This window comes from Paenibacillus sp. CMM36 (assembly GCF_053570945.1).
Genome location: NZ_JBSEDY010000003.1, coordinates 74,794 through 87,520, shown reverse-complemented (window position 1 = coordinate 87,520; position 12,727 = coordinate 74,794). Strand labels below are relative to the sequence as shown.

The following is a 12,727-nucleotide window of genomic DNA, read 5'->3' as shown; positions in this document are numbered from 1 at the left end:
AAAAAGACCAAACCCTCGGCTGCTCCGGGAATTTGGCCTTTTCTCACCAACTACTTATTATCCTTATCCGCATGATTAATACACATCCAGCATCGTTTTATACACTTGCGCCACTACTTGGGGATACAGTTATATACTTCGCTTAGGATTTCGCAAATATAATATTTTTCATCATTAGTCAGCTTAATGTTAATACTGGAGGCAAATATATTGCAGGAACGGTTCACCACATCGATTAATCGTTGGTCAAGCAAGGATACATCCTCCTGATACACTAGCCCTTCTCCAATGACCATTCGTTCCAGCGCATGAGCCGTATGAACAGCAAGCTGAACCTTCTTTGCATAATGGAAATCAGCCTCCAGTTCCTGTTCCAGCTGCTCGATAAATTTCATCAAAATCCCCAAAATTTTGTGAGGATTCAAATAAGTCATAAACTCCTTTAGCGTATCCTCACATAGATCTCTTACGATCACGCTTCCGTGTTCATGCATAACAGGCAACTGATTGTTGAGCAACAATTCTCTTAATGCCTGTTCACCGCTTGCCTCGATCAGTTTTTCCAAAGGGATAAACGGTACATTGAGCTCGCTTGGCCGCTTAACCCCAATCACCGCAAGAAGCGTATGCTTGGCCCGTAAATCCTTCACCACTTTATCCAATTCCCTGACCTTTGCCGGTACAACAACTATTTTCTCTTCGGTTAAGTCATAAACAACCTTCTCTACAAACTCCTTTAGCTTGGCGGCGGCACCTTTGCCGGAGGAACAGACCGTCACGATTACCTTATTACTGGTCTTTTCCGCTTTCACTCCAGCATTTCCAGTGTTATATCCACGAAAATCCTTCAAAGATTGATAAATTTCCTCTATATTCATATCAAAAATACTGGCCTTTCGCACAGCCTCCAACACAAGCGGGGTTGAAACCATATCGATAGTCTTCACCTTAATCCCGACACGTTCCATAATGGTTGCTTCAAGATTGAGCAAGGAGCCCATATCAACCAGCAGCAATACGCCTCTGCCATTGTCAATGTCCTTCACTTTTTCCACAATAACTTCCAGGATTTCTCTGGGGCTAACATCCAAAGGCATGTCTACTGCGCAAATATTTGAGCTCCCCAGCAGGCTGTCGACAACGCTAACGACACTGCTTGCCGTACTGTTGCCATGTGCAGCTACGATGATTCCCACATTTCCCTGGTGCTCCTCTTCTACCGATTTCAGAAGAATCGCCACATAGGTGGTCTCGGCATCGGGTACGCTGACTTCAAACTTGGACTCGATCAAATCCTTGATAATGAGTGCCAGTCTGTATTCTTCATCCTGATCATTCATCGGTTCATAGATTTGTTTACTGACATATTTTTTCTCCCGGATTCGCTTTAAAAAAGCACTTAAATGAAGACTGAAGGCATAAACAAACCTGTCGCTGTAATTTCTGTTCAATTCTTTTTGAGCCATCTCTTGCACCTGTTCAGCGAACTCTAGGATATTTCTGCCTACGATCTTAAGGATCCGTTCCCTTCCCCCTTTGATGTTATAAAATCGGTTATAGAAGCTTTTGATGTGAATATTGACATCTGTAGTAATAAACTTATTGATAAAACTGTCGTCGAGTCCTTCTTCTTTGAGCATCCCTATCTTGTCTTCAATCAATTTGTACAAGTTGAACGGCAGTTCAAAAGCGTCTACTTCATCCATTCCTTTGCTGCCTTCAGGAGTAATATACAGCGAGGAGTTGACCATCTCCATTTCGGCAATCTCCTTGCGGTTCTTCCCCATATTAAATAGACCTTCCTTGATATTTCCGGGCAAAATTTTAAAATCAAGTTCAATCTCTTCCTTATTTTCATGTATGCTGTTCAAAAATCCTTTGGCACACACAAGCTGAATGTTCGATTTCAACTGACCGATATTTCCATAGGTTACGCTGCCAATCAGTGCTTTTACAGTTTCCAATTCAACCCTAATAGGCTTGTTCACACGATGGGCTTCGTTTGCAAAGAGATGCTTCAGGATCAAAAACCTCTCTTCAACAGTTCGCTCTTGCAAGGAAGGAATGTTGATCGTAATCGGTATCCGTCTGATAAAGGTTTTCAGCATGGAAGAACCGGGATCTTCGGTCGTAGCGCCGATGAGCAGCACATTCGCTTCCCGCTTGCGCTCCGACTCGCCCAATTTGTTGTAACTGTTCGTGTCCATGAAATAAAATATCATTTCTTGGCCTTCTGGGGGCAGCCGATGAATCTCATCCAAAAACAGAATGCCCCCATCCGCTTTCTCGACCAGTCCCTCTTTCTCCCGATCAGCCCCGGTAAATGCTCCTTTTACATGACCAAAAATGTGGGAAAGTAGCAGCTGAGGGTTATTGTAATAATCAGCGCAGTTAAATACGATAAACGGTGCTTGCTCTGAAAAGCGCTTCATATATTTCCCATAATTATACATCAACCTAGCGAACATTGTTTTTCCAACGCCAGTCTGTCCCACAATCAGCGTATGTAGGCCCTTCGGCGGGTATAATATTGCCGCTTTTCCCTGCTCAACCTGGTTCCTCATACTCCCCATGAAACCAATTAAGGCGTGAAACGGATCCACTTGCTCTCCAGGCAGCAATATTTCATGAATACTGTTGACTTGGATTTGTTTCTCTTTAAGCTGAACCCGAAAGGTCTCCTCGATCACCTGCTTGTGCAAAAACTTGACGGGTCTCCCCTTGATTTTAATAATCAAGTCGGCGCGAAGTAGGCTATTAAGCTCCTTGCTTACATTATTTCTTAACATATTCTGTTGATCGGCTATTTCCGCAGCCGTAATTCCACCGCCGTCCTGCAAGGCCTCTACCGACAGTTTCTTTGTCCCATTGGCAATATACTCTAAGATCTCATCAATTCGTTTCACGGTATTCCCCCATGCTGACTAGTTCTTATTTAATTAGTATATAAAAAAAGAAATAATCCTCTACAAGAAAATAAACTGACAAGTTAATCATTAATCTGATACCCTTTTTATTGAATCTATCCAAAACTCAAATTCAGCCCATTCCATTCACTTCTTTTCCAAGATCAAAGGTTGGCAGTATAATTGCATAAGCTTCACGAATAAGCTGCATAAAAAGTTATTTTTGTTTCCCAGTAAGGAGCTGAGATAAAATAATGCGCTACGGATTACAGCAAGAGCAAACATTCAGGCTGGCTATGACTCCAGAATTACGACAAGCCATCACGATTCTTCAATATTCTTCGGTCGATCTGATGTCATATCTTCATGAGCAAGCAAATGAAAATCCGATCATTGACTTGGCAGAGATCGATATGTCCATCGAAAGAATCAACACAGAAGAAGAATATTCGCTACGAAAAAATGATAATCCGGTAGACCTTCTGGACTTTGTCTCTAATCCCGCAGATAATTTATATAGACATCTCAAAGCGCAGCTTGGGATGGTCCGCGGGCTATCCAAACTACAACAGATGATTGGCATGTTTCTAATTGGGAATTTAAATGAAAAAGGCTACCTTGAGCTGGATGTAAATACAGCTGCCGGAATACTTGACGTCCCCACCGATGAGGTTGAAAATATACTTGCCCTGATCCAAGGCTTTGAACCGGCAGGAATCGCTGCCCGCAGTCTGGAGGAATGTCTTCTTTTGCAGCTGCGATATGCCGGGAATGATGATGTTTACCTGGAAGAAATCGTGCGACATCACATGGTCAATCTTTCATGTAACCGCATACAAAAAATCGCGGATGCTCTAGGGATCGACATTCACATGGTACAACAAATGATCGATCAGATACGCAAGCTGAATCCTTGTCCGGGAGCGGCATTTGCTCCATATGAACGCCAGTATCATATAGCAGATATCTCAGTGGAGAAATCCAAAAACGACTACGTTGTGACAGTTAATGATATCACAGTCCCACGCGTCGGGATTAATCCTTTTTACCAAAGTATGCTTCGAAAGCCGGCGATGGAGGAAGAGAAACGATTTCTTCGTGAGAAGATGAATACAGCATTATGGCTTATTCATAGCCTTGAGCAGCGCCGCCTGACCCTGATGCGTGTGGCCCAGGCTATTGTTGATAGGCAACGGGAATTTTTTGAGCATGGCGTTTATCATCTGAAATCGATGACCCAAAAGGAGATTGCTGGAATAACCGGCCTGCATGAATCCACGATCAGCCGGGCGGTCAGTAATAAATACATGCAGACGCCCCGTGGATTGTTTGAACTCAAATATTTCTTCACCTCCGCCCTAGGATCGAAAGACGGGGATGCTACTTCATCAGAGAGCGCAAAAATGCGGATAAAGCAGATCATCGACAGTGAAGAGAAGCAAAAACCATTTTCAGATCAGGCAATCACAGAGCTGATGGCAAAGGAAGGACTAGAGCTGTCACGCAGAACGGTAGCCAAATACCGTGAAGAATTGGGGTATTTATCCTCCACCAGGAGAAAAGTGTATTAAAGCTTCAGCAAGCGGTTGTGAAAACTAAAAAGCAGCGCTATCACATTCTCCCGGCTGCCTCCCTCGTAGAATCTCCAATAGAATAGGCCAACCAGTAATCTCTGGTTGGCCTATTCATACGACCTGAGCCAGTACAGCCGTTTACGCAGGTAGCGTCTGTGTTTTCAATTGCACGTACAACTGGTGCGTCACCTGCTGCGGTTCAATACCCAACTCATCTTCCAATATTCTGACGAAGCTTTCATAATGCTTTTGCGCAGCGGTATAATCGCCCAGTTGGGCATAGGCGGTCAGCAGCAGACTGCAGATATCGTCTGAGTACGGCTCCCGCTGCTGTAGGCTGAGCAAGCGCTGAACAGACTGCCGGGTACGACCTGAGCGAAGCTCTTCTCTCGCCAGCTCAGAAGCACATGCCAGATACATACTGCGCAGCTTCTCCCTTTTTGCATACGCCCACGGGTAATCGTGCTCCTCCAGGTAGTTGCCACGGTATAGAGCCAACAGGCTATCAATACGCGGCGTACCGCCGCTACCGGATGCAGCCCATTCGGATATTCCCCGCTCGAAGAGCTCCACATCTGTAATCCAGCCATTGCGGTTCAAGCGGTAGCGATCCAGATTGTATTCTAGTTTTGTATCTTGCATCCGTTCTTTCAACGCCTTGCGAATTTGGTAAATGGACGTGTGCAGGTGAACAACAGCCTTGTCCAAATGATATTCAGGCCACAGCGCATCCAGCAATTGTTCTTTGCTCACCCATTCCCCTTCATGGTGTAGTAAAAAGGAAAATAGCTCCTGTGACTTTAACGTGCGCCATTTGAGTGGTTTCGCTCCTACGGCTTCCTGTCCAACCTCCAAAATTTCAAGCTTTTGAAAACAACGTACCTTGGGGGATTGCTCTGCTGCAACTCCCAAGCTGGAGGAACGGAAATCAGCCAGCGTGGCTGCAATCCGATCTATCGTTTTGGATAGCCGCCGGGCATGAACAGGCTTTAACAAGTAATCCAGTGCTTGCAGCTCGAACGCTTCAATAGCATATTCCGAGTACGCGGTCACAAAGACGATATGAATATGGGAATCCAGCTGTTGAATCCACTCGGCGGCCTCCAGACCGTTCATCTCTGGCATTCCGATATCTATAAAAACAATATCCGCACGTTCTGACGCCAGATGATCCAGCCCCGCTTGTGCAGACGTATATTTCCCCATTACCGTTAACCGTCCGTCCGTCTCCAGCAACCGTTCCAAGTAGGTTAATGCCGACCTCTCATCATCAATCAAAATCGCCTTCATTTGTGTCCGTGCTCCCTTCCTGCTGCAACCATCCATCATGATGCTCTATCTACATGCTATCTGCTTTATCCTTACGAATTTTAATTTCTTATATTTTATATATCGTATCGTCGCGGGCGTGACATTAGCTTTTCCGACGAATGTACTGTACTTTTTTTATTCATCGGTATTCCGGGGCGAAATCGTTTCCGGCACACGGAAGCTTACCGTCGTCCCTTGCATAGGATTACTTTCAATCCGCAGTCCTTCTCCATACATATGGATAAGACGGCGATGGATATTACGCAGTCCCACGCTGGAAGATATATGATCATCCGACAGCAGTTGTTCCAGTCGCTCCGGTGGAATCCCTACGCCGTCATCGGTCACGCTGACCACAAAATCGGTTCCATCCTCCTGCACAACCACTCGCACGGTTCCACCTGTTGCCCGTTGCATCACACCATGCCGTATCGCATTTTCCACGATGGGTTGAATACTTAACGGCGGGATGAGCGACCGGATGTTCCTCCCTACCTCTACGGTTACCTGCAAACGTTCTTCAAATCGTGCTTTTTCCAGTGCCACATACGATTCTACCAATTCCAGCTCCTTGGATAACGGTACCGTATTCTCCCTGTTCTGAAAATCAAAGCTCCCCCGCAAATACTGGCTTAGCTCCATGAGCAGCTCCGCTGCTTTGTCCGGGTCTACGGCTACGGTCGAAACAATGACATTCAAGGCATTGTACAGAAAATGCGGCTTGATTTGTGCCTGTAAAAAGGCCATTTCAAGACGCACCGCTTCCTCCGCTGAATGGCGCATGTTCAGCAGCGTGCGCACACGCGCTTTTAATTCCTCAGCATCAACAGGCTTACGTAGAAAATCATTCGCTCCGGCCATAAAACCTGCGCGGATATCGCCGGGCAGATCGCGTGCCGTCAGGAGCAACACCGGTAGCTCGGACAGGGAATACCGTTCCCTTATCCGTCGGCACAGCTCAATACCGGACATTTCCGGCATCATCCAGTCCGTAATGACCAGGTCAAATCGGGTACGGCCATTCAGCATGTGAAGTGCCTCCTCGGCATGATCCACAGCCACCACGCTACAACCTGTGGCATATAATAGTTCCTCCAGTACCCGAAGGTTAACCTCGTCGTCATCTACAGCCAGCACTTTGTAAGGAACAGTCTGGACTCGCTCCAGTGCGTCCTCTTCATGCGGAATCACATTCGGACCCGACGTCACGCCAGGCTGCAATATAACCGCAGGCGAAACATCTTTTTGAGCTTCATGTCCCAACGTTCCGGTCTGCGCCAAGGGCAGTGTAAAATAAAAGGTCGAACCCTTGCCTAATCTAGATTCTACCCGGATATGACCCCCATGCAGTTCCACCAGACGACGGACTATGCCTAATCCAAGCCCTGTCCCACTGTATCCTTCATCCTCAGCATTCGCCCCTCGGTTAAAAGGTTCAAATATATGCGAAAGATGCTCCTGGGCAATACCGGAGCCGGTATCCTTTATACTGATTTCCATTTCACGGGTCCCCGCTTTGGCAGAGATTACGATTTTGCCTTCCTCCGTAAATTTCACCGCATTACCCAACAAATTGTATAAAATCTGAATCAGCCGATCCTCATCCGCATCTACTTTGGGCAACGAACTGGGCCATTCTTTGACGAATTGAAGCTTTTTCTTACCCACCGTATGCCCCAATACCTCCAGCACGGAATTCACAGCTGCCTGTACATTGACAGGCCGACGATTTAAGGCTAATCTGCCATTTTTCAAATTAGAAAAATCCAGAATATCGTTAATTAAATAAGAAAGTCTGCGTCCTACATTCGCAATCAAGGCCAAATTGTGCTTTTGCGGCTCATTGAATTGTGTCCCGTAGCGGTCTAGCATGGATTGAGCGATATTAATAATTCCATGCAGAGGAGTGCGCAGTTCATGTGACGTGTTCGCCAGAAATTCGTTTTTCAACCCATCCAGTGTGAGCAATCGTCGTGACAGGTTCTCAACCTCCATAAACGAATGTACAAAACGTTTGGCCAGCAGCAGCGTTTGAGCCAATACGAATATGAGCATTTCATAGGCTGTCACCCCACGTACATCTCCCCAGCCCAGAATATACACAAAACTAGTCACTACAATCATAAGAATGCTCATAATACTAATGACTAGCAGTGCAGCGTCATCCGTCTGTTGAAGAAGCCCACGAATCAAGATTAGTAACACGTATCCCACACTGACTACACCAAAAAGAAGAATAAACAATTCAAAGGATGAGAGTACCAATGTAGGCAAAAATAGCCCCATACCCAGCATCAGTGCGGTTGTAATATGATAGAAGCGCAGCACGATCCGATTCATAACAATCTGCGTCGAAAGATGAACATAGCGGATCAGAAAATAGTAGAACAGCGTTGACGAGAACGACTGTATTTTCAGTACCCATTCATAAGGTAAATCCGGTATTCCCCAAACCAGCAGCTTTTCTCCATGTGTCAGAATATAAAATAAAGCCGCGATGCAAAAGCATCCTAAGTAAAGTAATGCCTTCTCCTTTTTACGCAAAAGGTATAGCATGATAAAAAATACGGTAGGAATAAAAAATCCTGCGATCAGTACGGTGTCCTCTGCCATTGCAACTTCCCGGCTATGCGTAATACTCTCGTAATCCCCAAATAACAGTGGATAAATAATCCCACCAGAGGAATAGCTATAATTAGCCACATGCACGGTAATATCAGCCGAATGTCCATCTACCGATGCAAACCCAACATAGGGAACATTGCCCTGCTTACCCTTGTCGGCAGAAACAGAGGGAATACCACTCGCTCCGACGTTTTCTCCGTCAATCCATACTTGGCTGGCACTGCGAATGTTTTGCATATAGATGCCGTACAGATTTTCCGCTTTTTCAGGCAACAGCACACGGATATGATAGGTTCCATATCCGGTCGCCTGTCCCTTAGGCATCCACTGATTCCATCTACCTGGCACATCCACAATCTTGGCAGAAGATCTCGTTTCCATCCCCAACTCTGAAGAACTCTGATGACTTTCCCAATCCTTATCTTGTTGCATTTCATGAAAGGATAAAGGTTGCACAAGCTGATTAGGGTAAAATTCCCACTCCCCTCCCAGCTGTACAGGGCCTTCCTTATGAGGGTCCCAATTACGCAAATCAATAATACCGTTATGAGCTTTCCAATGACTGTTTCCGGATAAAACACCCGACACTAACGGATACACTGGTAACGCAACCGCAAGCAGAAGTATAATAAAAAATAAAACACCCTGTTTTTTCATAAATCCTCCGCTCTTTTCAATAACGTCTATCTTTTGTATCGGTTATTCTATTCAGCTACATTAGAAGCGTTGTCCATACAAAAAAGGACGCCCGCCGCAGATAAAATCTGTGCGGAATCGTCCCCTTCAATACGTACTTGTAGTTTCTAGCCTCTCCTATTAAGGAATCATAACGCCATCAATACTACCGCCAGGAATCGAGCTTGAATCGTCTCCACTGTTATCGCTCGGCGGTGTTGCTCCACCGTTGCTGTCACCGCTTCCTGTTCCGTTGCTATCGCTCGGCGGTGTTGCTCCACTGCTGCTGTCGCCGCTTCCTGTTCCGTTGCTATCGCTCGGCGGTGTTGCTCCGCTGCTACTGTCGCCGCTTCCTGTTCCGTTGCTATCGCTCGGCGGTGTTGGTCGACCGTTACTGTCACTGCTTCCTGTTCCGCTGTTTTGTTGCTGGCTGGCTACATAATCTTTATACTCCTGAATCGCATCTTCCAGATCCATGTAATTTTTCTTAAGTTCTGGCATAGGCAAATACTGGTCCAAACGATTGAATGCATCCACTACTCTGTGAAAGTAGACCGTCGTAGGATCTGTACCATTTACTGTAAGCAGATTGTTCGCAATGTTCTTAAGCTCATTGATATCAAGATCAGTTACGATCCATTTGAATTGGTAGTTCGCAAACGCTGTAATCAGATCCGTATTAGCTTGGTCTACCTGTACCTGTGTGCTATCCGGATTATTAAGCACAAGGTTTGCCAGATTAATCTGCCCTTGAAGTTCTTCGTTATCTTGTTCCGTATAATGACGGCCGAACGTCAAAATTTCATTATTGGCCAAATTGATATTGTGATTCAACAACGTAGTATCCACCGTTATAGGTGCAGCATACTGGCTCTGTACTTGTTGCAGCTCCTCATATACAGGAACAACGTCTTGTAATTCAAAGCTGGACAAGCCTAAGAAAGTAGAGGCATGCTCTGAAGCAGAAGACAAGGCTTGCTGAGCCTCAGCGCTTAATGCGCCTGAATTTTGCAGCAAAATTCCATTGATCGAAGTCTGCATTTCAATGACTTTGTCTCTCAATTGTAGTCTTTTCTCGTTATATTTTTCAAGATAGGTCCCTTTAGCCTGACTTAATTGATTATAAGAGATGACCAATTGCTCCTCAGGAGTAAATGGCATAATGAGTGCAAAGTTGGCTTGTCCTGTTTGTTGCTCTAAAGACAGCATTTCCGTATTCAAGTAATTACGAGCCACAGGGTTAGACAGCAGTTTTAGTTGAATATCTTGAACCAGCTGCTGCAGTTTTTCCCGAGTTGTAGCAGGCAATGGCACAGTGAACTCCGTAAGCCTTTGACTCAGCTCCATGTTCAAGTTCAATACGTCCTGCTGGGTCATAGCAGTGTGCATCTTCTCTGTATATTCCTGAATCAAGTTATCTAGTTCAGCATTTTGAGAACCATTCTGATCGTAGATAACCTGCGCTTCTTGTAAAGTATTCTTAAGCACCGAGAAGTCCGCTGCTTGCAGTGCCAAGAATGATTCTGTAGCAAGATCTATTTTTTGTGTCCATTCTTCCAACTGCTCAGTTGTAGCCAATGGATTCACATATACATTTGATCCTTCTCTTACTAAGGACTTGTAACGCGCTTTATCTGTTTTCAAATTATCCACACGATCCGTTACATCGACAAAATGCAGATAGGCATCTCTGAGTTTTACTGATGCTTTGTATACCTTTATTACTCGACGCAAGCTTTCTGCTTCCCGATCCACAATATTTTGAGGCGCATTTCCTTCCAACACATTGTTGCCAAATTGAATCGCTTGACTTAGTGAGTCGTCCCAAAGAGGTGGAAATTCATCACCAACCATTCGGTTTTGTTCAAGGGTAGTCGAAGCTAACTGAACCAGTCTAGTTAATTCCTGTGTTCCAATCACCGGCTCTGTGGCTGAGGTTGTGTACACAGAAACATCCTGTTTCAATGTGCTGAGCGCTTGATCTACTTCTGCCTGTGTAGCTGCCGTATTGTTCAGTACCAGCATAGCCTGATTGATTGCTATGGACAGGTTTTCCTTCGCTGCGACCGTGTAAAGCGCCTGATCCAGTCCACCCTCACCTGCACGCTCCAACAGTTCTTTGGCTGCATGGACTTCCGTCTCCAACTGACTGCGGTCTATACTGACGATATCACTGTCACGTTTTTTCTTATCTTTGCTATCTGTGTCCGTGACAACCGATCCAACAGAGGATGAGTTCTTCGTACCATTTACGAGACTAACAGCTTCCTTCATCGCATTATAGTTAACAATAACATCCTGCGGCTGTTTTTGTTCCGGCAGATTGAGCTGGTTGATTGCAGCCCCCTTGGCCAGTGTGATAAAAGGAACACCCACATATTGTGATGCATCCAGCAAACCAATACTTCCGCTCACCAACAGCTTGCCTAGTCCCTGTTGCAATGAAACACGACTAATCGCTGCATCCCCCTCGGTCCCGATCGATGCATCATTTTTCAGCGTAAGGTTGTCAATCTTTGTCGTCCCGGTTGCAGTCAGTTTGGCATCCTTGGAGCCCAGTTCTACACCGGACCATGTCGTATTTTCCAAAATGGCCGATACAGGCTGGGTCCCTGAGCCTTTGATTTCTAATACGCCTGTGGAGGACATGTTTTTCAAGGTTACCGAACCATTGACGATCAGGCGTCCATCAAAAGACACACCCTTACCGTCAAATACACCACCGTCTGCGTTAATTTCCAGCTTATTTACACCTGTGAGTGTACGCAAATTACGGTTAAGATCGATTTTTGCCCCTTTTAATACAGCTTTGTTATTTTCACCAAACAAGCCTTGCAAAGATCCTTCCAACTGGTACGGGATATTTCCGATTCGAACGGTATTGCCCTCTGATTTCACTTCTCCTACCGGATGATCCAGCAGGCTGACGAATACTTCTGCACCACTCTCCCGGTTCAATGGATTTTTCAAATCCGTTGCAGAAGCATCCTCTGATAACAGACCGTAAGAGCGGGCAACCTGAACTGCATTTTGCTGTGCATCCGCAGTACTTGTATCCTGCAAGTGCATTGCACGTACGAGCGAAACAATCAGTTCTTCCTTGGTAATGGCATCCCCCGGACGGAAGAGTTCTCCGTTACCTGTCATATACCCGGCTGCACGTACGGCCTCAATATAGGGAGCGCCCCATGCATCGGACGATACATCCATAAAAGAAGTCTGCGGCTGATTGTTAACTTCCAACTGGAACAGACCGCACAAAATTTTGGCCGCTTCAGCGCGGGTCAAATTCTTTTGTGCCATAAAATCGCCCTGATTCCCACCTGTCATCAAACCCAAAGTACGAGCTTGTGCTACAAATCCAGTTTCACTTTGTGTATCTGCTGTCGCTGCATAAGCAGTCTGAGCGCCCCCCAGCCAAGGCAAAGATACGATGGAGCCTGAAGCAATCCCCAATACCATCGCAGATGCAATCCATTTATTTCGATTTATAAGTTTCAACATTTCCACTCCTAGACGCTATTTATTGGCATATATCCTGTTTTATCAAAGTCTTTAGTCATGTTTAGTTCTACGGATTATGCAACCAAGGAACTATGCTAAGAGAATTATACGAAACCCCACTGAACCGATTCT

The 12,727-nt window shown here is 45.5% G+C and carries 5 protein-coding genes; 1 reads left to right on the top strand and 4 read right to left on the bottom strand.

What is annotated here, in order from left to right; translation table 11 throughout:
• Window positions 1–113 precede the first annotated feature (113 nt).
• The gene (locus ACWA2B_RS07715) at window positions 114–2,906 is read right to left on the bottom strand and encodes a sigma-54-dependent transcriptional regulator (RefSeq protein WP_069010772.1); all 2,793 of its coding nucleotides are present in this window, start codon (window positions 2,904–2,906) and stop codon (window positions 114–116) included.
• A 254-nt stretch (window positions 2,907–3,160) separates the two neighbouring features.
• Here ACWA2B_RS07715 and rpoN point away from each other — a divergent pair, with 254 nt between their 5' ends.
• On the top strand, window positions 3,161–4,477 hold the full coding sequence (gene rpoN, locus ACWA2B_RS07710; RefSeq protein ID WP_318627656.1) for an RNA polymerase factor sigma-54: 1,317 nt from the start codon (window positions 3,161–3,163) through the stop codon (window positions 4,475–4,477).
• Window positions 4,478–4,618: 141 nt separating this feature from the next.
• Here the strand turns inward: rpoN and ACWA2B_RS07705 are convergent, their stop codons facing one another.
• From ACWA2B_RS07705 to ACWA2B_RS07695, 3 genes are all read right to left on the bottom strand, one after another.
• Window positions 4,619–5,770 carry a response regulator gene (locus tag ACWA2B_RS07705; protein WP_449291874.1) on the bottom strand — a complete coding sequence of 384 codons (1,152 nt, stop codon included), beginning with the start codon at window positions 5,768–5,770 and terminating at the stop codon, window positions 4,619–4,621.
• A gap of 156 nt (window positions 5,771–5,926) precedes the next feature.
• Window positions 5,927–9,073 carry an ATP-binding protein gene (locus ACWA2B_RS07700; RefSeq protein ID WP_318627658.1) on the bottom strand — a complete coding sequence of 1,049 codons (3,147 nt, stop codon included), beginning with the start codon at window positions 9,071–9,073 and terminating at the stop codon, window positions 5,927–5,929.
• 159 nt (window positions 9,074–9,232) lie between these two features.
• Window positions 9,233–12,595, bottom strand: a complete 3,363-nt coding sequence (locus ACWA2B_RS07695; protein WP_449291873.1) for an S-layer homology domain-containing protein — start codon at window positions 12,593–12,595, stop codon at window positions 9,233–9,235.
• Between the last annotated feature and the right edge of the window lie 132 nt (window positions 12,596–12,727).

Coding starts and splice junctions, on each gene's coding strand:
- rpoN (WP_318627656.1), top strand. CDS start 3,161: ATGCGCTACGGATTACAGCAAGAGCAAACATTCAGGCTGGCTATGACT.
- ACWA2B_RS07705 (WP_449291874.1), bottom strand. CDS start 5,770: ATGAAGGCGATTTTGATTGATGATGAGAGGTCGGCATTAACCTACTTG.
- ACWA2B_RS07700 (WP_318627658.1), bottom strand. CDS start 9,073: ATGAAAAAACAGGGTGTTTTATTTTTTATTATACTTCTGCTTGCGGTT.
- ACWA2B_RS07695 (WP_449291873.1), bottom strand. CDS start 12,595: ATGTTGAAACTTATAAATCGAAATAAATGGATTGCATCTGCGATGGTA.